This window comes from Hwangdonia seohaensis (genome assembly GCF_031932625.1).
In the GTDB taxonomy this organism is placed as follows: domain Bacteria; phylum Bacteroidota; class Bacteroidia; order Flavobacteriales; family Flavobacteriaceae; genus Hwangdonia; species Hwangdonia seohaensis.
In genome coordinates this window covers 1,067,164-1,094,033 of record NZ_JAVSCK010000001.1, presented here as the reverse complement: position 1 = coordinate 1,094,033, position 26,870 = coordinate 1,067,164, and the positions used below count along the sequence as shown (strand labels likewise).

Below are 26,870 nucleotides of genomic sequence, written 5' to 3'. Positions count from 1 at the left end.
GGAAGCTACATATGATCATTGAAAAAAACAAAAATATGAAAAGAAGAAACTTTATTAAAAACGCCTCTTTAAGTGGTGTTGGCGTTGCCGTTGGAAGCTCTATTATAGCTTGCGCCGAAAATAAAAAAGAAGAAAACAAAGCGGCCGCAACAAACGCAAAAGCATCGTTACCCTTAGTAATTGCCACCTGGAATGTACCGAACGCCACCGCAAAAGCTTGGGACGTCTTACAACAAGGAGGTTCGGTTTTGGATGCTTTGGAGCAAGGTGTTATGGTTGAAGAAGCCGATGAAAAAAACCAATCCGTAGGTAAAGGCGGGAGGCCCGATCGAGATGGGAATGTAACCCTTGATGCGTGTATAATGAATAAAAAAGGAGACTGCGGTGCCGTGGTGTATATGCAAAATATCACCCACGCTATTACCGTGGCAAGAAAAGTTATGGAAGACACACCACATGTGATGCTTGCCGGAAAAGGCGCCGAACAATTTGCTGTTGAAAGTGGCATGAAACGCGAAAATCTTTTAACGGATGCCTCAAAGAAAGAATGGGAAGAATGGCTTGTTGAAAAAGAATACAAACCGATTATAAATATTGAAAACCACGATACCATTGGCATGCTCGCTATCGATAAAAATGGCGATATTTCCGGGGCGTGCACCACAAGCGGACTCGCTTATAAAATGGCTGGTCGTGTGGGCGATTCTCCAATAATTGGCTCCGGTTTATTTGTGGATAACGAAGTTGGTGGCGCGGTTGCCACTGGTTTGGGCGAAGAGGTTGTAAAAACCGTTGGCAGCTTTTTAGTGGTAGAATTAATGCGCCAAGGCAAATCGCCACAAGAAGCTTGCGAAGAAGCTATTGGTAGAATTGTGAGCAAACCAAACAGTAATTACAAAAACTTTCAAGTGGGTTATATTGCCGTTAATAAACAAGGAGAAACGGGATCGTATTCCATTCACGAATGGTTTAGCATGACGAAATATCAAGATGGAAAAAACGAAAATTACCAATCGGATTATTATTTGAAGGATAAAGAATAATTCGCAAATATTTTATTTATTTCAAATTAAACTACAACTTTTCGTAGTTTTGGTTTTCTTTCAAAACAAACAAAATGTCTGAACAAAAACGCCTTTTTCTAGTTGATGCCTATGCCTTAATTTTTCGCGGGTATTATGCCTTTATAAAAAACCCCCGAATTAATTCCAAAGGCGAAGACACTTCGGCCATTATGGGTTTTATGAACTCCCTTTTGGATGTAATTAAACGCGAACGCCCCGACCATTTAGCCGTTTGTTTTGATAAAGGCGGTAGCGCAGACCGTGTAGAAATGTTTGAAGCCTACAAAGCCAACAGGGATGAAACGCCCGAAGGTATAAAAACAGCAGTTCCGTACATTTATGAGATCTTAAAAGCCATGCACATTCCCATTATGGTTAAGGAAGGTTATGAAGCCGATGATGTAATTGGCACCCTGTCCCGCCAAGCGGAAAAAGAAGGCTACCAAACCTTTATGGTAACGCCCGACAAAGATTTTGCGCAATTGGTAACCGAAAATATTTTTATGTACCGTCCCGTTTTTGGTGGTGGTTACGAAACTTGGGGCATCCCCGAAGTGCAGAAAAAATTTGAAGTAACCGACCCTATGCAAGTGATTGATTTTTTGGGAATGATGGGCGATTCCAGCGACAATATTCCCGGATTACCGGGCGTTGGTGAAAAAACGGCCAAAAAATTCATTAAGGAATTTGGCAGTATGGAAGGTTTATTGGCCAATACCGATAAGCTTAAGGGCAAAATGAAAGAAAAAGTGGAGGCTAACGGCGAACTGGGATTGCTCTCCAAACAATTGGCGACCATTATGTTGGATGTTCCGGTAACGTTTAATGCCAAAGATTTTGAACTGGACCATCCCGATATTGAAAAGGTTAAAGACATCTTTCAGGAATTGGAGTTTAGGAGATTGACCGATAATTTTTTAAAAACGTTTTCAACCGAAACGGAAACTGCTCAATCTTCACCCGAAAAACCTTCAGATAAAACGGAAACAAAAGCCACACCAAAGGAAGTTAAATCTGCTGGAGCTGGTCAATTTTCTCTATTTGGAGCAGAAGACAATTCCGCGGAAGCGCCAACAAGCAACACCAGAAAAACCTCGGAAACATCGTCGCATTTTTACCAAAGTGTCGCCTTGGGAATGGCCACCAAATTGTTTGTTAAAAATTTAATGAACCAAACTTCGGTGTGTTTTGATACCGAAACCACAGGGTTAAACCCGTTGACGGCAGAATTGGTGGGCATTGCATTTTCGTGGGAAGTGGGCAAAGGTTTTTACATGCCGTTTCCCGAAAACAAGGATGAAGCGCAAGCATTGATTGAAGAATTACGGCCGTTTTTTGAAAGTGAAGCGATTGAAAAAATCGGTCAGAATTTAAAATACGACATTAAGGTTTTAGCAAAATACAATGTTAGCGTAAAAGGCAAATTGTTTGATACCATGTTGGCGCATTACCTGATTAACCCGGATATGCGGCACAATATGGACGTGCTTGCCGAAACCTATTTGAATTATACGCCAATTTCGATAACCGAACTGATTGGGAAAAAAGGCAAAAACCAACTGTCGATGCGCGAGGTGCCGCTGGAAAAACAAACCGAATACGCCGTTGAAGATGCCGATATTACCTTGCAATTAAAAGAACATTTTGAAAAAGAATTGGGTGAGGCCAACACACAAAAGCTGTTTGACGAGATTGAAATTCCGCTACTGCGCGTTTTGGCGGCCATGGAATTGGAAGGCATTAATTTGGATAAAGACTTTTTACATTCGCTATCGGAGCAGTTAAATACGGATATAAAGGATTTAGAAACGAAAATTTATACCGAAGCGGGCGAGGAATTTAACATTGCATCGCCCAAACAATTGGGTGTTATTTTATTTGAAAAACTAAAGTTGGTTGACAAACCCAAAAAAACCAAAACGGGACAATATGCAACGGGTGAAGATATTTTATCTTATCTCGCCAAAGACCACGACATTATTCGGGATATTTTAGAGTATCGTGGATTGGCAAAATTAAAAAGCACCTATGTGGATGCCTTACCGCTTCAGGTTGAAGAATTAACGGGAAGGGTGCACACCGATTATATGCAAACCGTTGCAGCAACCGGGCGTTTGAGTAGTAATAATCCGAATTTACAGAACATTCCAATTAGAACCGAACGTGGGCGACAGGTACGAAAAGCGTTTATTCCCCGTGATGAAAATTACACCTTGCTAGCTGCCGATTATTCTCAAATAGAACTGCGCATTATTGCGGCTTTGAGCAAAGAAGAAAACATGATTGAAGCCTTTAAAAACGGTGAAGATATTCATGCTTCAACAGCTTCAAAGGTATTTGGTGTGCCTTTGGGCGAAGTTACCCGCGAGCAACGAAGCAACGCCAAAACCGTAAACTTTGGTATTATTTATGGCGTTTCAGCTTTTGGACTGAGCAATCAAACCGATTTATCGCGAAGCGAATCCAAAGCATTGATTGACACCTATTATGCCACCTATCCGAAACTGCGAAGTTATGTTCACGAACAAATCGATTTTGCCCGCGATAACGGCTATGTGCAAACCGTTTTGGGACGTCGCCGTTATTTAAAAGATATTAATTCCAGAAATGCGGTGGTTCGTGGCGCTGCCGAACGAAATGCCGTAAATGCGCCTATTCAAGGAAGTGCCGCCGACATTATTAAAATCGCCATGATTAATATTTATAACAAATTACAAGAAGGCGATTACAAAACCAAAATGTTACTGCAAGTCCATGACGAATTGGTTTTTGATGTTTATAAACCCGAGCTTGAAGCCATGAAAACCTTGATTAAAACCGAAATGGAACAGGCTTTTGTAATGGATGTACCGTTGGACGTGGAGATGGATGTAGGCGAAAATTGGCTGGAGGCGCATTAAGCTTATTTCGCAAAAATACACCGCCAATTGTACTTAAGAAGCAAAAACCTTTAAATCACTGCTGTTCATTTTTAGACGAAACAGACAAATAATTTAAAGATTTCTGTTTTAAATTCTTTTTGAATTCTAATGAGATTACTTTACATGTTTTTCTTTTTTCAAACGTTCACCTACTACCGTATATGAAATCTGGTCGTGAAAAAGTTTTTTGTATTTTCTATATGTGAAAATTTGAATTATAAATGGAATAACAAGCAAATACAAATAACCCATAAAAAACCTTAGTATATTTCTAAAAAACGCCCTGAAAAAACCAATTCGGTTGCCTTGACGGTCTGTAATTTCCATTTTCATTATTAGTTTCCCAAATGTACCTTTATACTTAGAGGACTCAACGACTGCGCTAACGACAAAATACAATAACATAGGAATAATTATGAAAAAGAACCAATCATTCATGGTAAGTTCTGCTGTTTCATCCATAATAACTTCTTCGGAGGCAAATGCCGACCAGCCTACTCCACCTAAAATTGATCCAATGAAAAAAAGCGGTACTGTAGTTAATATTTGATCAAGGAAAAAAGCCAAAGCCCGTTTCCATAATACCCTGCGGTAATACTTTTTACGCCAGTCAACCTGCATGTCAACATTTGCAATTTTCTTTCTTTCTCTGGGTTTTACGGTTTCTTTTTTAGCTTCTTTTTCAACTATCGGTTTCTTTTCAATTATCGGTTCCTCTTCAACTATTGGTGCTTTGGTTTGTTTAGCCTCAACAACTTCTTCAACTTGGTCTGCTAATGCTTCTGTACTATCCGGAACGTCAATTTCAGAATCTGCCAATGAAGATGCTGGCGTGGGGTCCGCGGTTGGTTCGGTAATTTCCATTTCGGAAAGCAATTCCGAAATATCAGCTTTCGATGCTTCCTCTACAACGTCATCTTCAACAGAATCAACATTATTATAACTGAATTCATTTATGGATTCGTAAATATCGTTAACCACCGAGGTTAAGGCATCATCTTCACTGTTCCAAAATTGTTTGTTATTAAGCGGTTGCGTGTTTTTCGGCAATAGTGGTAAGTTTACAAATGGCGTAGATTTCCACATACAATTCCTTACCAAAATGGGCAGCATAATTGTTTCATCGTTATTATATCTTTCAATAACTTTTTGGGTGCGAATATAAGTTTGATCATCGTTAATAAAATCGGCACTTATAAACGCCAAAACAATATCGGCATCATATAATTGAAGCTTATATTCGTTAATATCCTGTCCTGGTGGGATCTCGAAATCGCTTAAAATTTCAATGGGAATTTCAGAATTCCTCACTACCGGTGAGAGGTATTTTTTCACCGCTTTGGTTTGTTCTTCATCTTCGGGAGCCGCTAGGAAATATACGGTGATTTTTCCTTTTTTAGTGGGCATTGAAGACTGTGTGCTTGTTGCCATAGTTATAAATATTTTGGTTGGTTACTTTATTTTATACTATTTATTTTGATAGGATATGATCTACAAGGCGTTCAATTCCGGTTGCTACTTCGGTGAAGGCTGCATCTCTATCGGCATATTCAGAAATCGGTTTTGCATTTCGCGGCAAAGCCTGCAATTTTGCAAATGGCATGCTGGTCCATTTACAATTTCTTAAAATAATAGGCACTACAAAGGCGTCTCCGGCTTCGTGACGTTTCATGGCTTCTGCCAATTCTTTATCCCAAATAAAATCGGAAGCGAGAAAATCGACACTTACCAAAAGTAAAATGATATTGGCTTTAGCAAGTTCATCCATAATGCCGGCATTCCATTCCTGTCCTGCAATTAATTCCCGATCGTTCCAAGCATCAATCTTGCCCGAGCGCTTTAGTACTTTTAGGTATTTATCCATTTCATCTTTGAGGCCTTCATCTTCATGGGCATATGAAGTGAAAATTTTGACGGCTTGGTCTGACATAATTGTTTATGGGTTTTTAATTGTTAATTACAAACTGGTTTTTCATTTAAATGGTAATAAGAAATCGCCATAACGAAATCCTTTTAAAATAAAAAGAAATCACAAAATGCATAAGATCAAAAAAAATAGATTGGGGTAGTAATTGTTGAAATTCAATAAAATAGAGCGCCTAGAATTAGACTTAGAGAATATTAAAGTTAATAAAAAATAATTAAATGATCTTTTTTTATCTGTCGCTATACTTTCACTTACAAACGCCTTGAATTTCTTCAGCAATTTAGTATAAAATATCTTAATATTCTATAAGCACACGCATATAAATGATTGATTTTGTAAAAGTTACTACCTTTTACCACCATAAATATGGTTTAATCAATCACTCATATCATTAAATTGATGATAATAACAACGGTTACTTTACCGATAAAAACCATTTGTTATCAGTTGGCATCAATCTTAAATTTGTTGAAAACAATTAGGCCTTTCAAGCTGAAAAACAGAACACACCACGTAATATTTACACCCAATCAGTTCATCAAATTTCTTGGTAATCGATTGGGTTTTTATTTGATAAAATTCAATCGCCCAAAACCCGCAATTATTAATCTAAAATAATCTCACTTCACTATTTGGTAATCAAATATATAATCGTAAATTTGCAAACTCTTTTTGAGAGAGGAATGTTTAATTAGAAAAAATTTAAAGTGTGGACACATTAAGCTACAAAACGATTTCAGCAAACAAAGCTACTGTAAATAAAGAGTGGGTTTTAGTTGATGCTGAAGGTCAGGCGCTTGGTCGTTTAAGCTCTAAAGTTGCAAAACTTTTAAGAGGTAAACACAAGCCAAACTTCACACCTCATGTAGATTGCGGAGATAATGTAATTATTATCAATGCTGAAAAAATCACGTTATCTGGAAACAAATGGAACGACAAAACGTACATTCGTCACACAGGTTACCCAGGAGGTCAAAAAAGTTTAACTGCTACTGAATTGTACGGGAAAGACCCTGCAAGAGTAGTAGAAAAATCAGTAAAAGGAATGCTACCTAAAAACAAATTAGGTGCAGCGTTATTCCGTAATCTAACCGTTGTTGTTGGTTCAGAGCATGCTCATGCAGCGCAAAAACCAAAGGCAATTAACTTAAACGAATTCAAATAATGGATGTAATTCACAAAATTGGCCGTAGAAAAACGGCTGTTGCGCGCGCTTATGTTGCCCCAGGAAAAGGTAACATTACAATCAATAAAAAAGACTTAGCTAATTATTTTACTACCGCTACTTTACAGTACAAAGTAAAACAACCATTAGTTTTGACTAACAATGACGCCAACTTTGATATTACAGTAAATGTATTTGGAGGAGGTATTACAGGTCAAGCAGAAGCTGTTCGTTTGGCAATTTCTCGCGCTATGTGCGAAGTTGATGCAGAGAACAGATTAACATTAAAACCAGAAGGTTTATTAACAAGAGATCCAAGAATGGTAGAGCGTAAGAAATTCGGACAGAAGAAAGCTCGTAAGAAGTTCCAATTCTCGAAACGTTAATTTTATCCTCAACTTGATTGAGGAACTGTTTATCAGTTATCTTAATCTTGTTGAAAATTAAAACAAAAAATTTAAACAGTTATTGTTGTCCTAGTTGTAAAAAACAGGATTTAGTTTAGCATCTAAATAGTTAAGGCGATTTAAAAAATGACCACTTAATTATTGCTAATTCAACAGAACGTAAACTATTACAAAATGGCAGTAGAAGTAAAAGAATTACTTGAAGCAGGTGTACACTTCGGTCACCTTACACGTAAGTGGGATCCAAACATGGCGCCTTACGTATATATGGAGCGCAACGGCATCCATATTATCAACCTTTATAAAACAGCGGCAAAAATTGAGGAAGCAGGTGCAGCATTAGCTAAAATTGCAAACTCGGGTCGTAAGATTTTATTCGTTGCAACAAAAAAACAAGCCAAAGATATCGTCGCTGAAAAAGCCGGCGAAATTAACATGCCTTACATCACAGAAAGATGGCCGGGTGGTATGTTAACCAACTTTGTTACTATTAGAAAAGCGGTTAAAAAAATGGCCTCTATCGATAGAATGAAGAAAGACGGTACGTTTTTAACCTTATCTAAAAAAGAACGTTTACAAGTTGATCGTTTAAGAGCGAAGTTAGAAAAAAACTTAGGTTCTATTAGCGATATGACGCGTTTACCGGGAGCTTTGTTTGTTGTAGATATTAAGCGTGAGCACATCGCTATTAAAGAAGCTCAAAAATTAAACATTCCTATTTTTGCCATGGTTGACACCAACTCCGACCCACGTCAGGTTGATTATGTTATACCAGCAAATGATGACGCTTCTAAATCGATAGACAAGATATTAACGCACGTAGCCTCTGCAATAGCAGAAGGTTTGGCTGAGCGTAAAGCTGAAAAAGATGCAACGGCATCTGCTAAAGAGGAAACTCCAAAAACCGAGGCTAAAGCTAAAGCTGCTCCAGCTAAAAAAGCTGTTGCTGAAGAAGAAGAATAAATAACACAATACACACAAATAAGTCGTTTAGTTCTTTTTCTCAATTGAAAAATAAATTAAACGACTTTTTTAAATTATAATTACTATGAGTACTACAGTAAAAATAACAGCCCAAGAGGTTAATAAATTAAGACAAGCTACTGGTGCAGGCATGATGGACTGCAAAAAAGCATTGGTTGAAGCCGAAGGTGATTTTGACAAAGCCATTGAGGTTTTACGTAAAAAAGGACAAAAAGTTGCAGCAAAAAGAGCAGACCGCGAATCTAGCGAAGGTGCCGCTGTATCTAAAGTAAATGCCGATAATACTTCAGGTGTCGCTATTGTTTTAGGATGTGAAACGGATTTTGTTGGTAAAAACGAAAACTTTTTGGCATTAGCTAATCAATTGGCCGATATTGCTTTAAACCACGATTCTAAAGAATCATTTTTAGCAGCAGATTTTGGAGGCATGACAGTTGCCGAGAAATTAGTTGAACAAACTGGTGTGATTGGCGAAAAACTAGAAATCAATGCATTTGAAAAACTAGAAGCTGCTTATGTTGGAACTTACGTTCACATTAATAAAATTGCTGCTTTAGTAGGCTTATCTGCTAATGTTGACAACGCCGAAACCTTAGTAAAAGATGTTGCCATGCAAGTGGCCTCTATGGGAGCTACCACTTTATCTTATAAAGATTTTGACCCGGCTTACATTGCATCGGAAACTGAAGCGCGTATCGCAGTAATTGAAAAAGACAATATAGAATTAGGACGTTTGGGCAAAACCCTAAAAAATGTACCAAAATACATCTCTATGGCACAATTAACTCCAGAAGTTATTGCCGAGGCAGAAGAAGCTGCAAAAGCAGAACTTAAAGCTGAAGGTAAGCCAGAACAGATTTGGGACAGAATTTTACCTGGTAAAATGGAGCGTTTTATTTCTGATAATACAACTTTGGATCAAGAGCAATGCTTACTAGATCAAAAGTTCATTAAAGACGAAAAGAAAACCGTTGCCGAATATGTTTCTTCTTTTGGTGATGTTGAAATTTCAGGATTTAAACGAGTTACTTTAGGATAATTCTAATTTCTGTTAAAACAGGAATCTAAAGCATAAACCACTATTCTTAAAAGAATAGTGGTTTTTTTATCCTTAAAAAGGACTTATTTATAAATTCAAAAAATAAAAAAATTATGTAGCTTTGCTAAACTTTCAAAAACATTATGAAATACAAACGCATCCTACTTAAATTATCCGGCGAAGCCTTAATGGGCGACCGACAATATGGTATCGACCCCGAACGATTAGCAGAATATGCCCAAGATATTAAAGCCGTTACAGAGAAGGGCATCGAAGTGGCTATTGTAATTGGTGGCGGTAATATTTTTAGAGGCGTAGCTGGCGCCATGAATGGCATGGACAGGGTTCAAGGCGATCACATGGGTATGCTGGCAACCGTAATAAACGGTTTAGCATTGCAAAACGCTTTGGAAGATGCCGGTGTGAAAACACGGTTGCAAACTGCCATTAAAATAAATGAGGTGGCCGAACCTTTTATACGCAGAAAAGCGATGAGCCATCTTAAAAAAGGACGTGTTGTTATTTTTGGTGGCGGCACCGGAAATCCGTATTTTACTACCGATTCTGCGGCTGTTTTAAGAGCAATTGAAGTTGAAGCCGATGTGATTTTAAAAGGTACACGGGTTGATGGTATTTATAACACAGACCCTGAAAAAGACCATTCGGCTATAAAATTTGAGCACATCACATTTGACGATGTACTGAGAAAAGGGTTGAAAGTAATGGATACCACAGCGTTTACATTAAGCCAGGAAAACAAACTGCCAATAATAGTTTTCGATATGAATACCAGAGGAAATTTAATGAAAGTTGTTTCTGGTGAAAAAATTGGAACAGAAGTGAATATTTGATTATTAAAATTATAACTTTAAGGTATCACCTTAAAGTTTCAAATAAATTGTCATTCCCTTAAAAAAGGGAATCTAAACTAACACCACATTATAAAATTAAAGCTTGTTAGTTTGGCGCAATTTTTGAAATTATTGATATAAAATTTTAAAACATGAATGAAGACGTACAATTTATATTAGACACGGCAAAAGAAGCTATGGATAATGCCATAAAGCATTTGGAAAAGCAATTGGTAAACATTAGGGCCGGAAAAGCAAGTCCCGCAATGTTGGGTAGCGTTATGGTAGATTACTACGGTTCGCAAACGCCCTTAAGTCAAGTAGCCAACGTAAATACACCCGATGGAAGAACAATAACCGTTCAGCCTTGGGAAAAAAGCATGTTGCAGGAAATTGAACGTGGTATTGCTTATGCCAACCTTGGTTTTAACCCCATGAATAACGGAGAAACCATTATCATTAATGTACCGCCTTTAACCGAAGAACGCCGTCGTGCCCTTGCAAAACAAGCAAAGGCAGAATCCGAAGATGCAAAAATCAGTGTTAGAACAGCACGTAAAGACGCCATGAACGACGTTAAAAAGAATGATGATATTTCAGAAGACCTTCAAAAGAATGCTGAAATTGATATACAAAAAATGACGGACTCATACGTGAAAAGGATAGATGATATCTTTGAAAATAAAGAAAAAGAAATCATGACCGTGTAATTTAAGAAGCGACTAAATTGTCGCTTTTTTTATAAACCCTAACTTTTATCGCGCACATGCTAAAACATTGTACAACTTTCCTGTTTTTCATTTTTACAATGTTGCTGCACTCCCAATCTTTTTCAAATACGGAAATAGAACCCAAACAAGATTCGATTAAAAAAAAAGCTTTTGTTAAGCAACTCGGAAACGGTTTTTTGCCCACCAAGTATTTTAATTTCGACTTGCGCTATTTAATAAAATTCAATCAATACGAGGGCCTCAGAACTGGTATTGGTGGCATAACCAACGAGGCGCTTTCAGAGACCTTCCGAATTAACGGCTATACCGTTTACGGTTTTAAAGACCACCGTTTTAAATACAGTATCGGCGCTGGTTTCAGGTTGGCCGAAAAAACAAACACCTGGTTAAACGCGTCGTATACCAACGATTTGCAAGAAACCGGAAGCACAAAGTTTTTAACCGACACCCGCTTTTTCCAATTTTTCGAACCCCGTTTGTTAAATATCGATTTGTTCCATAAACACGTTACAAAAGCTATTTCCATCGAGCACCAATTAGCGTCAAAATTATTAACCGAAACACAGTTTGCGGTAAGCAATATAAACCCAACGTACAATTACCAATACGTTTTTAACAACAATGCACTTAGCGAGTTTCATTTAAGCACCGTAACTTTAGCATTGCAATGGAGCCCTTTTAGCCATTATGACTATGCAAAAAACAAATTAATCGAAACCAAGGAAGGCTACCCAAAATTTACGCTTCAGTTTACCAATAGCTTTAAAAATTTATTTAACAGCAACATAAATTTTTCAAAACTGGATTTTAGAACCATTCATAAAATACCACATAAAAACGACGCCCTTTCAGAAATAACTTTAGTTTCTGGCATCACCTCTGAAAATGCGCCATTAACCCATTTGTACCACGCATACCCAAACAACATCAGAAAAGAAACCATTATGCAACGGTTTTCGGTGGCCGGTTTAAATAGTTTTGAAACCATGTTTTTTAATGAGTTTTTTTCGGATAAATTCACAACCTTTCAACTCAAACATTATATAGCGCCATTTAAAATATCCAAACGTTTCCAACCGCAATTGGTATTAATAACCCGATACGCCATTGGCGACATAGAAAACCCGGAAAGGCATCAAAATGTAACATTTAATTCTTTAAAAAAGGGCTACACCGAATCCGGTTTCGAGCTTAACAAATTGCTCTTTGGCTTTGGTTTAAGTTTTTCGTACAGATATGGCGCATATCATTTACCTAAAACAGAAGATAATATTGCCCTAAAATTCACCTTTAACGTAACATTATAAGGGAATTAAAGTTAGTTATACATTGTTTTTTCTACCTTTGCGCATCTTTAAAACAGAGCATGTTTAAACTATTCACAAAAAACTTCTGGGATGTAACGGCAAGACTTATTTTGCGTAACAAAATAGCCATTCTTGTTGCCATAATTGGGGCTACTGTATTTTTTAGTTTTCAGTGGAAAAACATGCGGTTTACGCACACCGAAGCCAACTTATTACCGGACGACCACGAGGTAAATGTGGTTTATAACGATTTTTTAAAAATCTTTGGTGAAGAAGGTAATTTAATTGTTCTTGGAGTTAAAGATGAATCGCTTTTTACCGTTGAAAAGTTGAATGCTTGGAACAAACTTTCAGAATCATTCAAACAATTTGAAGATGTTGAAACTGTTATTTCAATCAAAGATTTACAAAAGCTTATCAAGGATGATGAAAACGCAAAATTCAGGCTCGAACCTTTTATAAAAGATTCGGTTTCTTCTTTAAAACAAATTGAAACGCTTCAAGATGAGCTTTTTAAAAAGTATCCGTTTTATGATAATTTCCTGTTTAATAAAGAAACAAAAACGATTAGAACAGCCATTTATTTAAAAAAGGATATTGTTAACACGTCGGCCAGAAAAGACTTTGTTATCGATGTTTTAAACCCGACGATTGAAGCTTTTGAAATCGCCCAAAATTTAGATGTTAGGGTGTCTGGAATGCCTTATATAAGAACCCTAAACTCCCAACTTATTATTGACGAAATAGGCAAGTTTATTGTTGCTGCATTGTTGGTTACCTCGCTTATTTTCTTTTTCTTTTTCAGGTCCTTTCGAGCCACTTTTATTTCGTTAATCGTGGTGTGTATTGGCGTGATGTGGACCTTGGGTTTCCTAGGTTTGTTAAACTACGAGATTACCGTTTTAACGGCCTTGATTCCGCCATTAATAATTGTAATTGGTATTCCAAATTGCATCTTTTTAATAAACAAATATCAACACGAGGTTAAACTGCACGGCAATAAAGTAAAATCGTTGCAACGAGTTATCACCAAAATCGGGAATGCAACGTTAATGACCAACGTTACCACAGCCTCTGGTTTTGCTACTTTTATTTTAACCGAAAGCAAGCTTTTAAAGGAATTTGGTATTGTGGCATCGCTAAGTATTTTGGCTATTTTTATTTTGTGCCTGCTCATCATTCCAATAATTTACACCTTTTTACCGTACCCAAAAGAGCGTCATTTAGAACACTTAAACAAGCGTTGGATAGGTGCTTTTGTTGATTGGATGGAACGCATGGTAAAGCAAAAACGCATTGCCATTTACGCCACGTCATTGGTATTGCTTATAGCCAGTATTATTGGTATTTATCAAATAAAAATCTCGGGGAGTTTGATTGACGATATGCCTCAAGAATCTGAATTTGTAAACGATATTCGTTTTTTTGAAGATGAGTTTAGCGGTATTATGCCTTTGGAAATTATGATTGACACCAAGCGCAAAAAAGGTGTTATGAAACTAGGCACCTTAAAACGCATGAACGAACTGGAGGATTTAATTATCGAAACGCCCGAACTCTCTAAACCCATTTCGGTTGTTGGTTTGGTTAAATACTCCAAACAGGCGTATTACAACGGCAACCCCAAGCATTACCAACTACCAACATCGCAGGAAAACAGTTTTATTTTATCGTATGCCAAAAACTCGACATCCAATGTCGATTTGCTTAAAAACTTTGTAGACAGCACCGGGCAATACGCACGTATCACCACTTTTATGAAGGATATTGGCACCGATAAAATGGAGCGCATCGAGGAAAACCTGCAAACCGAAATAGACAAGGTTTTTCCTAAAGAACGCTACAACGTAAGCATGACGGGCAAAGCATTGGTGTTTCAAAAAGGCACCAAATACTTGGTAAAAAACCTAGCCATTTCGCTATCGTTAGCCATATTTCTTATTTCATTATTTATGGCCTATATGTTCAGGTCTTTTAGAATGATAATTGTATCGCTCATCCCTAACCTCCTGCCATTATTGGTAACCGCAGGTTTAATGGGCTATTTGGGTGTGCCTATAAAACCGTCAACCATTTTGGTGTTTAGTATTGCTTTTGGTATTTCGGTTGATGATACGATTCACTTTTTAGCAAAATACAGACAAGAGTTACAGGCCAACCATTGGAAAATAAAAAAATCGGTTTATGCCGCTTTACGCGAAACCGGTGTAAGCATGTTTTACACCTCCATAGTTTTATTCTTTGGATTCTCGGTTTTCACCATTTCCAGCTTTGGCGGTACGGTGGCTTTAGGGGCTTTGGTTTCGGCGACTTTACTTTTTGCTATGCTTTCAAACCTCTTGTTATTACCGTCTTTATTACTGTCTTTAGAACGCAGTATTGCCAATAAAGAAGTATTGAAAGAACCTTCGATAAATATTATTCCAGAGGAAGACGACACAGAGGAAATTGCAAATAACTAATGATAAAATCCAAAAAGGATATTTCTCATTTTGGTGTTTGTTTTTTGATTATTTGAAGATTGAAAGCCCAAAGGCTTTCTTTATATTTGCACTTTAAAATTAAATACACATGCAATTACGTACCGTATCACAATTATTATCGCAGGGAATTACCCTGCCAGAAGTAGAAATCAAGGGTTGGGTAAGAACCTTTAGAGCAAATCGTTTTATAGCCTTAAATGATGGTTCTACTTTAAATAATATACAATGTGTAGTGGACTTTGAAAATACAGACCAAGCTATTTTAAAACGTATTACAACGGGTGCTGCACTTCATATAAAAGGCGAATTGGTGGAAAGCCAAGGCAAAGGCCAAAATGTTGAAATCAATGTGAATTCCATTGAAATTTTAGGCGATTCTGATGCTGAGACCTTTCCTATTCAACCTAAAAAACACTCATTTGAATTTTTAAGGGAGAATGCCCATTTACGCACGCGAACCAACACCTTTAGTGCCGTGATGCGTTTGCGTTCTGCCCTGTCGTTTGCCATTCATAAATATTTTAACGAAAACGGGTTTTACTATATGCACGCGCCCATAGTAACGGGAAGCGATGCCGAAGGTGCCGGAGAAATGTTCCGCGTTACCAATTTAGATGCTAAAAATCCGCCATTAAATGATGAAGGCGAAGTCGATTTTTCAAAAGATTTCTTCGGAAAAGAAACCAACCTTACCGTTTCGGGGCAATTGGAAGCTGAAACCTATGCGATGTCTTTAGGCAAAGTATATACCTTTGGTCCGACCTTTCGCGCCGAAAACTCGAATACCTCGCGCCATTTAGCTGAGTTTTGGATGATTGAACCCGAAGTGGCTTTTATGGATTTAGCGGGCAATATGGATTTGGCGGAAGCTTTTTTGAAATCTGTTATTACTTATGTTTTAGAAAACAATCGTGAAGATTTAGAGTTTTTGGACAAACGTTTACAAGACGAAGAAAAATCTAAACCGCAGGCGCAACGTAGTGATATGACGTTAATTGAAAAATTAAAGTTTGTTACCGAAAACAATTTTAAACGTGTAAGCTATACCGAAGCCATCGATATTTTACGCAACAGCAAACCCAATAAGAAAAAGAAATTCAAATATCTAATCGACGAATGGGGCGCAGATTTACAAAGCGAACACGAGCGTTTTCTTGTTGAAAAACACTTTAAATGCCCTGTGATTTTATTTGATTATCCGGCAAATATAAAAGCGTTTTACATGCGTTTAAACGAAGACGGCAAAACCGTTCGTGCCATGGATATACTGTTCCCAGGCATTGGCGAAATAGTTGGTGGCTCGCAGCGTGAAGAGCGTTTAGAGGTTTTAAAAGAAAAAATGAAGGCTTTGGATATCGACGAAGAGGAACTGTGGTGGTATTTGGATTTACGCAAATACGGCACCGCGGTGCATTCTGGGTTTGGCTTAGGCTTCGAGCGTTTGGTGATGTTCGCCACAGGAATGGGCAATATTAGAGACGTTATTCCTTTCCCACGAACCCCACAAAACGCAGAGTTTTAGATTTACTTTCGTATTATAGAGACCTGTCAGGTTCCCTGTGCTGAACTTGTTTCAGTATCTTAATCAGACAGGTCTTCTTTTTTAAAAATAGTTTTATATTTTTACAATAATCAAATCGGAACATGCTTAAACAATATTTACAATTCAAATTATCGCAAAAACTGTCGCCGCAGCAGATTCAATTAATGAAATTGATTCAGTTGCCAACACAGGCTTTCGAGCAACGCATTAAGCAAGAGCTTGAAGAAAACCCTGCGCTTGAAGGTGGTAAAGAAGAGCATGACAACGATTACGATTCGGATTTAGACAATTCTGCCGATGATTATGATGACAATGAAACCATAAATGCCGAAGATATTAATGTTGATGAATATTTAAGTGATGATGAAATCCCGGATTACCGCACGCAGGTTAATAATTACAGTAGCGATGATGAGGAAAAAACGATGCCCTATGCCGCAGGAACATCTTTCACCCAGCATTTAATCAATCAATTGAACACCTATCGGTTATCTGACGACGAGCGCGATATTGCTGAATTTTTAGTAGGAAGCGTCGATGAAAGCGGATACATCCGTCGTTCGCTATCCGATATTACCGATGATTTGGCGTTTACGCAAAACGTGTACACCGATGAAGACAAAGTGGCATCGGTTTTGCGCATTGTACATCAATTGGATCCGGCTGGTGTTGGCGCACGAAACCTTCAAGAGTGTTTAAGTATCCAGCTACATAGAAAAGAAAAAACAGCCAATATAGAATTGGCTATTGATATTATTGATAATGCTTTCGATCAGTTTACAAAAAAGCATTATAAAAAACTGCTCCAAAAATTCGATATTACCGAAGCTCAACTGAAAGACGCCATTTCAGAAATTGAACATTTAAACCCAAAACCCGGAGGTTCTTATGCGGGCAATAACCGAATTGTTGAACATGTGGTTCCCGATTTTGCCATTAAAATTGTTGATGGCGAGTTAGAGCTCACGCTTAATGGCAGAAACGCACCCGATTTACACGTGTCTAGAGAATACAGCAACATGCTTAAAGGTTATAAGGACAGTAAAGAAAAATCGAGCTCGCAAAAAGATGCCGTTATTTTTATAAAACAAAAATTAGATGCTGCCAAGTGGTTTATCGAGGCTATAAAACAACGCCAACAAACCTTGTTTGTAACCATGAGTGCTATTATGCATTATCAAAAAGAATATTTTTTAACTGGCGATGAGCGCAATTTAAGACCCATGATTCTTAAAGATATTGCCGATGAAATCTCTATGGATGTCTCTACCGTGTCAAGAGTGGCGAACAGTAAATATGTCGATACACCTTACGGTACAAAACTCATCAAAGAGTTCTTTTCTGAATCGATGAAAAACGATCAAGGCGAAGATGTTTCAACCAGGGAAATAAAGAAAATTTTAGAAACAGTTATTGAAGAAGAAGATAAGCGCAAACCACTAACCGACGAAGCTTTAGCTACCATTTTAAAGGAAAAAGGTTATCCAATTGCCCGACGAACCGTTGCTAAATACAGAGAACAATTAGATATTCCGGTAGCACGTTTACGCAAAAAAATATGATAGATCGTATTTTAAAAAGTATCTCGTTTGTTTTTCACCCTTTATTAATGCCATTATTGGGCGTGGTCTTTTACTTTGCCAAATCCCCAAGGTTTATCCCCAGTGAAATTATCCGAGCCAAATTAATTTCGCTTTTTATTTTAACGATTATTTTACCTGTATTGCTCTTCTTTTTATTAAAAACGCTTGGCAAGGTAAAATCTATTTATTTAGACAGCACCAAAGAGCGTATCCTTCCGCTTTCGCTCTATTGTGTGGTTCTTATTTTGGTATTGCAGCGTATTGTTACGCCAAGTCAAGTTATTGAGCTTTATTTCTTTTTTGTAGGCATATTAATTTCAACATTGGCTTGCCTAATTTTAGCGATTTTTAAATTTAAAGCCAGTATTCATATGATTGCCGTATCAGGGTTATTTATGTTTTTTATAGCTTTAAGCATTCATTTTAACATCAATATTAACGGTACTTTGGCATTAATGTCGATTATTACCGGCGCGGTTGCTACTTCAAGATTGCACTTAAATGCCCACACGTATAAAGAATTGGTTATAGGTTGTTTTATAGGCGTGTTTCCACAGTTAATCTTAGTCAATTATTGGCTATAAAGATTTCCAATTTTATGGAAATGACGACATCAATTATAAGATATAAAACATTAAGCCCACTTTAATGGCATTCATATCTATGCTTTCGCCATCTATTTTTGCAATATCGGAAAAAATAGGATTTAAAGCATAATATAAATGAAAATTCCATGTACCGTATCCCACACTTAATGTTAATCCGTATTGAAAATCATTAAACCCGTCAACGCTGCCGTATTTTAAAACCCCCAAGTCGCCAACGTGTTTAGTAGTGTGCCTAAACACATATCCCAATTTAAACCCCGTATAAATACGCCAAAAATCGTATACGGTGGGTGTTGATGTGCGCCATCGAAACTCAATGGGCATTTCAACCAAATGCATCGAAAATTTATTCTTGGAATAGGTGCTTCTATCTTTTAAAATACTATACTCAAAATCTCCAGAAACATTTTGATTAACGAGTAAATTTTGATTAAATGAATTTGCAGAGTAACCTAAACCTACACCAATGGCAACATTTCTGTTTTTATTTATGGGCATATCTTTAATATACCCGAAATGAAAACCTGTTGAAAATCCGCTTTGTTTAATGCTACTTGGAATATTACCCAATAAATTATAGGTTATTCCAGCGTAAAAATGATCCTCTTTATAAAGTGAATCTACAACGGTGTTTTGAGTATCTTGAGATGAAACCCACTGAAAACCCAAAATAAAAAAGATTACAAAAAAGATGTTTTTCATTTAAAGGAGTGCTTGTTTTTTGCCAATACCAAATAATCGTCAATAGGATTGGTACTAAATTCAAATGGTATAACTATACAATTATACTTAAAATTGTACGATTATATATAAAAAAAAGCGTTTTGAATCAACAAAACGCTTTTTAGATATAAAATCAAGATAGTTTAATTCTTTATATTGCTTAACGCATCTCCAATACCGGTAGTATAATTAATTTTTAATGCATTTACTTTACGTAATTCTTGCTTAACATCTCCAACAATTCCCATGTTGGCATCTTTATCTACTTTTAAGGATACGGTTAAAAAGGGTACTAATTCTTCTCTTAAAGCCAGTCGCTCTGCGTCAATAAATCTCCCAACTTCAGAAACATCAGCAAACTTATCGTTAAGCTGGATTCTCGCAACCGTACCAAATTTTCTGTAATTCTCGCTTGGCTTACCCATATAAATATAACTTACTGGATATTTTTTATCAAGTTTTTCAACCTGATCTGCCAATGGTAATTGGTTTTGTATAAATAGTGTATCTTCTCTCATTACGGTAGCAACCATAAAAAAGAACAACAACATAAATACAATATCTGGTAATGATGCTGTGTTAACCGGAGGTAATCCTCCATCTTTTTTCTTTTTAAATTTAGACATAATCTTTAATCTCTATTTAATTCTAAATTATTCTACAACTTCTGAAAGTTTTTGAGGTATCTCTAGTTTAATTTGATCGACAACCTCTTTTAACTTTTCTTTATCACCAGTCCATCTCACATCTTTAATATTGTCTTGCATCTTAATAAAGTCCATATCATTAAAGCCGTTTTGTGGGCCTATTTCAAGAGCTCTTCGATTTCTCAATACATTGTAAGCTGCAACCAATTCGTTTTGCACGGCTATATAAGCGGCATAAGACGTTTCGCGATCGTTTTTTAAAGATATAATAGCCTTGTCTGGATTATCAGATGAGCTAGGGCTTTTTGCGCCTTGACAATAATCGCAAGTACCATCGCCACCATTGTCTAAAAACTCAACGGCTGCTTTACGCAAATCTTTAATTTGCATAGGCTCATCTTCAACTAATAATTGATCGTTTTTGTTCAATAAAACAGTAAAGATATTTTTCTGTTTTATAATTGGCGGATCTACTTCGCTATCATCAATAGGCGGTAGTTTACGGTTAATACCAGAATCTTTCTCAATGGTAGTAGTTACCAAGAAAAATATTAGTAGTAAGAAGGCAATGTCGGCCATTGAGCCTGCATTAACTTCTGGTGCTGCTCGTTTTGCCATATTACTTTATCATTTTTTTAATTCCGAAAAACAACATTGATCCGCCTGCAATAGCTAAAAGAAGATAGAATAAATATAATCCTGCCCCTAATAATTGTGAGCCTCCAGCAGAAAGCATGTCGCCATCTTTAAGCTCTGTTTCCACACCTTTAGCCAATCCGAAATAACAAATAGCCGCCAATAAAGCGAATATCCCAACACCTTTTAAGGTGCTTTTCATGGTTTCAGAATCAGAAAAGATGTTTTTTAAACTAAAAATAACAACAAAAGCTAAAGTTAAAAACAAAACTAAATATCCAATGTACATAAACGTATTTACGGTACCACTAGACTCGCCTAGTTTAATAGCTTCATCGCCTGTTGATATTATCATTGCTAGAAACACAATAGAAAGAACTCCTACTATACCTAACAATATGGTTAATATTTTTTTCATAATACTTACAATTTTAAATTATTACTTCTTGTGTCTTATTAGCAAATCCATTAACGTAATAGAAGCATCTTCCATATCGTTAACAATGCTATCAATTTTCGCAATAATATAATTGTAAAAAATTTGAAGTATAATTGCCACAACTAAACCAAATACCGTTGTTAAAAGTGCTACTTTAATACCACCTGCAACCAACGACGGGTTCATATCACCTGCAGCTTCAATTTTATCAAAAGCCTGAATCATACCAATTACCGTACCCATGAAACCAAGCATTGGCGCCAGAGCGATAAACAAAGAAATCCAAGATACGTTTTTCTCCAACTGTCCCATTTGTACACCACCGTAAGCTACAACAGCTTTTTCGGCAGCCTCAACACCTTCGTCTGTTCTATCCAATCCTTGATAGAATATAGAAGCGATGGGCCCTTTTGTATTTCTACAAACCTCTTTTGCTGCTTCAACACCACCAGATGATAGTGCATCTTCAACATTTTGAGTTAATTTTTTTGTGTTTGTTGTAGAAAGGTTTAAAAAGATAATTCTCTCGATAGCAATCGCTAAACCTAAAATTAAACATAACAGTACAATACCCATAAATCCTGGACCACCTTCAACGAACCTCTTTTTTAGTTCTTGGTGAAATCCGAGTTCTTCAGCGGGTGCTGCGTCTTGTTCTTGAGTGATAGTTGCAACCGTTGTTACTGCCGTTGTTGCGTTTGCATTTGTAGTTGCATTAACAGTTCCGAATGCCATTATTCCTGAAATGGCTAGGATAGAAAATAATCTTTTCATGTTCTCGATCTTAATTTTATTAGTTAAAGTGTTAAAGATATAAAAAATATAGCAATTAAAAACAAAAAATACAGCAGAGAGGAAGGGATTCGAACCCTCGATACGCTATTAACGCATACACGCTTTCCAAGCGTGCGCCTTAAACCACTCGGCCACCTCTCTGTATTTCGCAATACTTTTAATTACGGTGGCTCAAATAACAAAAAAAAATTAAGCTGTTAAAATTTTAACAGTTAATTTTTAAGATATTTCACCCCTTAAATCGGTTTCGTAGCTGATTTTAAAGGATTTGTGCGAAATATTTTGTCCTATTAAATACATTAATTTAGAGATTGCCGCCTCGGTTGTAATGTCTTTTCCCGAAATTACCCCTATTTTCTTTAACTGATTACTGGTTTCGTAGTGTCCCATAATCACACTTCCGCCCGAACATTGCGTAACATTAATAATATGTATGCCTTTTTTAATCGCATTTTTTAGAATATTTATAAACCAAGCCTCGGTTGTACAATTTCCAGCACCGTAGGTTTCTAAAATAACGCCTTTTAAATTTGGTGTGTTAAAAACACTTTGCAAAACCGCTTCTGAAATCCCTGGGAACAACTTTATAAGCGCAACATTTTTATCCAAATTTTTATGAACCGCTAATTTTTTCTTCACATTGGGCTTAAATAAATACTCGTTGTTCACTTTTAAGTGCACTCCGGATTCTGCCAAATCTGGATAATTTAAAGAGGCGAAGGCTTCAAAATGTTCGGCGTTAATTTTTGTGGTTCGGTTGGCGCGATACAATTTATATTCAAAATACAAACACACTTCCTTAACAACTGGTTTTTTTCGATGTTGCAACGATGCCACTTGAATGGACGTAATTAAATTTTCCTTGGCATCGGTACGTAAATCACCAATGGGCAATTGAGACCCCGTAAACACCACTGGTTTCGCCAAATTTTCCAACATAAAACTTAATGCAGATGCGGTATAACTCATGGTATCGCTTCCGTGCAATACCACAAAGCCATCGAAATTGTGGTAATGTTTTTCGATGACTTCGGCAATTTGCACCCAATACTCCGGATTCATATTGCTAGAATCGATGGGTTCTTTAAACGATACGGTATCGATATTACAATCTAACAGGTTTAATTCCGGGATGCGTTTTAATATATTTTTAAAGTTGAAAGCTCGAAGTGCGCCGGTTTTAAAATCTTTAACCATACCAATTGTTCCGCCGGTATATATTAGCAATATGTTTGGTTTAGTGGTGCCCATAATTCTAAATTTTAAAAATAGCCTTTGAGTTTTCGGTGGTGATTTTAGCAATGTCTGCTTCACTCCTATTATATATATAGGACAGTTTTTCCAACACCTTTAATATATATACACTTTCGTTTCGTTTGCCACGGTACGGTGTAGGGGCCAAATATGGCGCATCGGTTTCCAGCACAATATGCTTTAAATCGATTTGATTTAAGAATTGGTCAATCTTTCCGTTTTTAAAGGTTGCCACCCCGCCAATGCCCAATTTCATATTATAGGATAAGGCTTGATGCGCCTGCTCCAAAGTTCCTGTAAAGCAATGAAAAATGCCGAACAAATCGTCGCTCTTTTCTGTTTCCAAAACTTCAAATATCTCGTTAAAAGCGTCGCGACAATGAATAACTATAGGTAACTTGTAGCTTTTTGCAAGTTGTATTTGATGTTTAAAGGCTTTTTTTTGGATGTCTAAAGTCGATTTGTCCCAATACAAATCTATTCCTGTTTCGCCAATGGCATAAAAATGATGCTTTTCGAGCAAGGTTTCAACATGTTTCAACTCGTCTTTATAGTTGTCTTTTACGTGCGTTGGGTGCAAACCCGTCATTAAAAACACATGGTTTGGATAATCTTTCTCAAGTTGCAACATGGATGCCGTATAGGTTGAATCTATGGCTGGAATAAAAAATCGGGTAACCCCTTGCTCAATGGCACGATTAATCATCTCGTTTCTGTCATCATTAAAAGCTTCGCTGTATAAATGGGTGTGGGTATCTGTAATTATCAAGTTTTAATATTTTAAATGGTATCCTTAACACTTTTTTGTAAAAATAATTGTTTTATAGGATTATCTTTGTTTAAAACTAAATTAGATGCAAACACTGCAACAATTCCTACTTGAAAAAGAGTATACCAAAGTAAAATTGAAGCTTACCAAAACCAATCATTTTGAAGTAAAAGCCACTATTAATGGTGTAAAAGGGCTTTTTATTTTAGATACCGGAGCTTCAAGTTCGTGTGTTGGTTTTGAAGCGGTTGAAAACTTTAACCTATTAGCCGAAGATTCCTTAATTAAAGCCGCTGGTGCCGGTGCCATAGATATGGACACGCAAATGTCGAAAAAAAACAAGGTGAAGATTGGCAAATGGAAACACGATAAAGTGATTTTGGTTTTATTTAACCTCACGCATGTTAACACCGCCCTTATCAATCATAACGCGCAACCGGTTGATGGTATAATTGGTGCGGATATTTTAAAAAAGGCAAAAGCAGTAATAGATTACGAAAAAAAATATTTATACCTAAAATTATAACATGACACAATTATAATCCTTACTTTTAATATTTAATAGCAACAATAATCCCTCACGAATTAATTAATGAACCACAGTATAGTAATTGCGGACGACCATCCGCTTATGTTAAGAGGTTTATCAGATTTTTTAACCTCAAAAGGCTTTAACATTGTTGGCAGCGCCCAAGATGGTAATGCGGCCTACAATCTTATTGTAAAGTTAAAACCGGATATTGCAATTTTAGATATTAGAATGCCACATAAAACAGGGCTGGAAATTGCCGAAGCATGCCAAAAAAACAACCTTAACACTAAAGTTATTTTAATAACCTTTGATAAGGAAGAAGAAGTTTACGACCAGGCTATTGAGTTTGGCGTTTACGGCTATATTTTAAAGGAATTTGCTATTGAAGAAATTGAAACCTGTATTGCGCATGTTGTAAATAACAAATCTTATTTTAGCGAAGAAATCGCTGATTATTTAAACGTTAGTAGCGCACAGCAAAAACCTAAGGCTTTGGCCTCGTTAAGTAAATCTGAACTTAAAATAGTTAAACTTGTTGCCGAAAATAAAACAAGCCATGATATTGCCGAAGAGCTAAGTATTTCTATTAGAACCGTAGAAAAGCACCGGAGCAATATTTTAGCAAAACTGGGACTGGACAATAAACCCTCCTCACTCTCTATTTGGGCAGGCGTAAATAAAGACTTCCTTTAGTCCTGTTTTTATCAAATAAAAATAAAATCGAGAATTTTTAAAAATACGTAGAACTACGTATTGCTTTTATCGACTGATTGTCATATATTTACAGTGCTATTAATTAGTTCTTAGGGAGAATTATTGAAAGCTCTAAATTGTAATGATTTGGAGCTTTCTTTATTTATAGAAACCATCTTCTTGCAAAAAATACGTAGTTCTACGTATTTTTTATATCATCGTTATGCTATACTTTTACAGTGCTATTAATTAATTCTTAATTAGGGAGAATTTTTATGAGGGCTCTGCGTATTTTACGCAGAGTCTTCTTTAAAAAAAGAATTAAAAAAAACTCAAAACTACCTTTTATATAAACGCCATGGAAACAAATAACAGTCTCGACAAATACTTTGCAGTAGGCCTAATAGTTTTAGTTCTCATTATAATTTCAATTAATATACTTGTCACTTTTTTTTAGTTTTAGTTAGTCTTTTTTAAAGGTATTAGTTGAAAAAAAAAAAGCGAGTTACTTTATGGGTAACTCGCTTTTTTATTTATTGAAATTTGTCTTTTAAAGCTCCAATGCTCTTTTAACATCGTTATCCATCAACAATTCAATTGGGTTTTCCAAAGCTTCTTTAACAGCTACTAAAAATCCAACAGATTCTTTACCATCTATAATTCTATGGTCGTACGATAGTGCCACAAACATAATTGGGCGGATTTCAACCTTGCCATCAACAGCAACAGGTCGTTCAACAATATTATGCATGCCTAAAATAGCACTCTGTGGCGGATTGATAATTGGTGTAGACAACATGCTTCCAAACACACCCCCGTTTGAAATGGTAAATGTGCCTCCGGTCATCTCATCAACAGTAATCTGTCCGTCGCGAGCACGAATAGCCAATCGCTTTACTTCGGCTTCAACACCTCTAAAACTTAAATTTTCAGCATTTCGTATTACAGGTACCATAAGCCCTTTTGGTCCCGAAACCGCAATACTAATATCGCAAAAATCAAAAGAAATCATCTCTTTATCATCAATCATAGAATTAACGTCCGGATACATTTTTAAGGCTCTAACAATTGCTAAAGTGAAAAAACTCATAAATCCTAAACCAACACCATGCTTGGTTTTAAAGGCCTCTTTGTAATCTGAACGCAATGCGAAAATTGGCGACATATCAACCTCATTAAACGTGGTTAACATGGCCGTTGTATTTTTGGCTTCAACCAAACGCTCTGCTACTTTACGACGCAACATAGACATTCTACTGCGCGATGTCCCTCTGTTTCCGCCCGTTGGCGTACCCATACTTGGCACGGCGTTTACAGCGTCTTCTTTAGTAACACGACCATCTTTTCCTGTACCGGAAATTGAAGCAACATCCATACCTTTTTCAGCTAAAATCTTTTTAGCTGCAGGACTTGCTGTACCCGTGGCGTATGTTTTAGCCTCGGTTTCTTTAGCCTTTGGCGCTTCCGTTTTTGGTGTCTCTTCCTTTTTTTCTTCCTTTACAGCATCAGCACCATCTGGCTTTTCTGCACTGGTATCAATTAAACACACCACGGCCCCAACAGCTACGGCATCGCCTTCTTCCGCTTTAAGCGTAATAGTTCCGCTAGCTTCAGCTGGTAATTCAAGGGTGGCTTTATCACTATCAACCTCGGCAATAGCTTGGTCTTTTTCTACATAATCGCCATCTTCAACTAACCATGTTGCTATTTCTACCTCGGTAATAGATTCCCCAGGTGATGGTACTTTCATTTCTAAAATCATGCTCTAT

Annotated in this window: 25 protein-coding genes and 1 tRNA gene; 15 read left to right on the top strand and 11 right to left on the bottom strand. The window is 36.8% G+C overall.

Annotation, left to right across the window (positions count from 1 at the left end):
* Window positions 1–35 precede the first annotated feature (35 nt).
* Entirely contained in the window at window positions 36–1,043 is a 1,008-nt protein-coding gene (locus tag RNZ47_RS04725) for an isoaspartyl peptidase/L-asparaginase family protein (RefSeq protein ID WP_311937152.1), read from the top strand.
* A 74-nt stretch (window positions 1,044–1,117) separates the two neighbouring features.
* On the top strand, window positions 1,118–3,964 hold the full coding sequence (gene polA / locus RNZ47_RS04720; RefSeq protein ID WP_311937150.1) for a DNA polymerase I: 2,847 nt from the start codon (window positions 1,118–1,120) through the stop codon (window positions 3,962–3,964).
* Window positions 3,965–4,099: 135 nt separating this feature from the next.
* Here polA and RNZ47_RS04715 read toward each other — a convergent pair whose 3' ends face one another.
* The gene (locus RNZ47_RS04715) at window positions 4,100–5,416 is read right to left on the bottom strand and encodes an RDD family protein (RefSeq protein WP_311937148.1); all 1,317 of its coding nucleotides are present in this window, start codon (window positions 5,414–5,416) and stop codon (window positions 4,100–4,102) included.
* A gap of 40 nt (window positions 5,417–5,456) precedes the next feature.
* Window positions 5,457–5,915, bottom strand: a complete 459-nt coding sequence (locus RNZ47_RS04710; RefSeq protein ID WP_311937146.1) for a toll/interleukin-1 receptor domain-containing protein — start codon at window positions 5,913–5,915, stop codon at window positions 5,457–5,459.
* 706 nt (window positions 5,916–6,621) lie between these two features.
* Between RNZ47_RS04710 and rplM the strand changes: the two genes are divergently transcribed.
* The 11 genes from rplM to RNZ47_RS04655 all read left to right on the top strand — a co-directional run bounded on the left by rplM (window position 6,622) and on the right by RNZ47_RS04655 (window position 18,589).
* Window positions 6,622–7,077, top strand: coding sequence for a 50S ribosomal protein L13 (gene rplM, locus RNZ47_RS04705; RefSeq protein ID WP_311937144.1), 456 nt, complete (start codon window positions 6,622–6,624; stop codon window positions 7,075–7,077).
* Entirely contained in the window at window positions 7,077–7,463 is a 387-nt protein-coding gene (rpsI, locus tag RNZ47_RS04700; protein WP_311937141.1) for a 30S ribosomal protein S9, read from the top strand. Before rplM ends, rpsI begins: the two co-directional genes overlap by 1 nt.
* A gap of 195 nt (window positions 7,464–7,658) precedes the next feature.
* Entirely contained in the window at window positions 7,659–8,447 is a 789-nt protein-coding gene (rpsB, locus tag RNZ47_RS04695; protein ID WP_311937138.1) for a 30S ribosomal protein S2, read from the top strand.
* Between the two features lie 85 nt (window positions 8,448–8,532).
* The gene (tsf, locus tag RNZ47_RS04690) at window positions 8,533–9,507 is read left to right on the top strand and encodes a translation elongation factor Ts (RefSeq protein WP_311937135.1); all 975 of its coding nucleotides are present in this window, start codon (window positions 8,533–8,535) and stop codon (window positions 9,505–9,507) included.
* Window positions 9,508–9,650: 143 nt separating this feature from the next.
* On the top strand, window positions 9,651–10,358 hold the full coding sequence (gene pyrH / locus RNZ47_RS04685; RefSeq protein ID WP_311937132.1) for a UMP kinase: 708 nt from the start codon (window positions 9,651–9,653) through the stop codon (window positions 10,356–10,358).
* A 152-nt stretch (window positions 10,359–10,510) separates the two neighbouring features.
* The gene (gene frr / locus RNZ47_RS04680) at window positions 10,511–11,068 is read left to right on the top strand and encodes a ribosome recycling factor (RefSeq protein WP_311937128.1); all 558 of its coding nucleotides are present in this window, start codon (window positions 10,511–10,513) and stop codon (window positions 11,066–11,068) included.
* Window positions 11,069–11,166: 98 nt separating this feature from the next.
* Window positions 11,167–12,396, top strand: coding sequence for a DUF5686 family C-terminal domain-containing protein (locus tag RNZ47_RS04675; RefSeq protein WP_311937126.1), 1,230 nt, complete (start codon window positions 11,167–11,169; stop codon window positions 12,394–12,396).
* 59 nt (window positions 12,397–12,455) lie between these two features.
* On the top strand, window positions 12,456–14,858 hold the full coding sequence (locus RNZ47_RS04670) for an efflux RND transporter permease subunit (protein WP_311937124.1): 2,403 nt from the start codon (window positions 12,456–12,458) through the stop codon (window positions 14,856–14,858).
* Window positions 14,859–14,967: 109 nt separating this feature from the next.
* Window positions 14,968–16,401, top strand: a complete 1,434-nt coding sequence (asnS, locus tag RNZ47_RS04665; RefSeq protein WP_311937120.1) for an asparagine--tRNA ligase — start codon at window positions 14,968–14,970, stop codon at window positions 16,399–16,401.
* A gap of 122 nt (window positions 16,402–16,523) precedes the next feature.
* Window positions 16,524–17,984 (top strand): RNA polymerase factor sigma-54, encoded by a 1,461-nt coding sequence (gene rpoN, locus RNZ47_RS04660; RefSeq protein ID WP_311937117.1) that lies wholly within the window; start codon window positions 16,524–16,526, stop codon window positions 17,982–17,984.
* Complete coding sequence (locus RNZ47_RS04655) at window positions 17,981–18,589, top strand: hypothetical protein (protein ID WP_311937114.1); 609 nt, start codon at window positions 17,981–17,983, stop codon at window positions 18,587–18,589. Before rpoN ends, RNZ47_RS04655 begins: the two co-directional genes overlap by 4 nt.
* Window positions 18,590–18,622: 33 nt before the next feature.
* On the opposite strand, the gene RNZ47_RS04650 is transcribed toward RNZ47_RS04655, so the two are convergent.
* The 8 genes from RNZ47_RS04650 to RNZ47_RS04615 form a co-directional block, all read right to left on the bottom strand.
* Window positions 18,623–19,315, bottom strand: a complete 693-nt coding sequence (locus RNZ47_RS04650) for a porin family protein (RefSeq protein WP_311937112.1) — start codon at window positions 19,313–19,315, stop codon at window positions 18,623–18,625.
* A gap of 164 nt (window positions 19,316–19,479) precedes the next feature.
* The gene (locus RNZ47_RS04645; protein ID WP_311937109.1) at window positions 19,480–19,962 is read right to left on the bottom strand and encodes an ExbD/TolR family protein; all 483 of its coding nucleotides are present in this window, start codon (window positions 19,960–19,962) and stop codon (window positions 19,480–19,482) included.
* A gap of 27 nt (window positions 19,963–19,989) precedes the next feature.
* Complete coding sequence (locus RNZ47_RS04640) at window positions 19,990–20,601, bottom strand: ExbD/TolR family protein (RefSeq protein WP_311937106.1); 612 nt, start codon at window positions 20,599–20,601, stop codon at window positions 19,990–19,992.
* Window position 20,602: 1 nt separating this feature from the next.
* Complete coding sequence (locus RNZ47_RS04635; RefSeq protein WP_311937103.1) at window positions 20,603–21,037, bottom strand: hypothetical protein; 435 nt, start codon at window positions 21,035–21,037, stop codon at window positions 20,603–20,605.
* Window positions 21,038–21,058: 21 nt separating this feature from the next.
* Complete coding sequence (locus RNZ47_RS04630; protein WP_311937099.1) at window positions 21,059–21,832, bottom strand: MotA/TolQ/ExbB proton channel family protein; 774 nt, start codon at window positions 21,830–21,832, stop codon at window positions 21,059–21,061.
* Between the two features lie 74 nt (window positions 21,833–21,906).
* A tRNA-Ser gene (locus tag RNZ47_RS04625) sits at window positions 21,907–21,994 on the bottom strand.
* A gap of 78 nt (window positions 21,995–22,072) precedes the next feature.
* On the bottom strand, window positions 22,073–23,104 hold the full coding sequence (locus RNZ47_RS04620; RefSeq protein ID WP_311937096.1) for an asparaginase: 1,032 nt from the start codon (window positions 23,102–23,104) through the stop codon (window positions 22,073–22,075).
* Window positions 23,105–23,108: 4 nt separating this feature from the next.
* Window positions 23,109–23,876: a TatD family hydrolase gene (locus RNZ47_RS04615; RefSeq protein ID WP_311937092.1), complete on the bottom strand. Its 768-nt coding sequence runs from the start codon at window positions 23,874–23,876 to the stop codon at window positions 23,109–23,111.
* 85 nt (window positions 23,877–23,961) lie between these two features.
* Between RNZ47_RS04615 and RNZ47_RS04610 the strand changes: the two genes are divergently transcribed.
* Entirely contained in the window at window positions 23,962–24,402 is a 441-nt protein-coding gene (locus RNZ47_RS04610) for a retropepsin-like aspartic protease (protein WP_311937089.1), read from the top strand.
* Between the two features lie 66 nt (window positions 24,403–24,468).
* On the top strand, window positions 24,469–25,101 hold the full coding sequence (locus tag RNZ47_RS04605; RefSeq protein ID WP_311937085.1) for a response regulator: 633 nt from the start codon (window positions 24,469–24,471) through the stop codon (window positions 25,099–25,101).
* Window positions 25,102–25,651: 550 nt separating this feature from the next.
* On the opposite strand, the gene odhB is transcribed toward RNZ47_RS04605, so the two are convergent.
* On the bottom strand, window positions 25,652–26,863 hold the full coding sequence (gene odhB, locus RNZ47_RS04600) for a 2-oxoglutarate dehydrogenase complex dihydrolipoyllysine-residue succinyltransferase (protein ID WP_311937083.1): 1,212 nt from the start codon (window positions 26,861–26,863) through the stop codon (window positions 25,652–25,654).
* Window positions 26,864–26,870 lie beyond the last annotated feature (7 nt).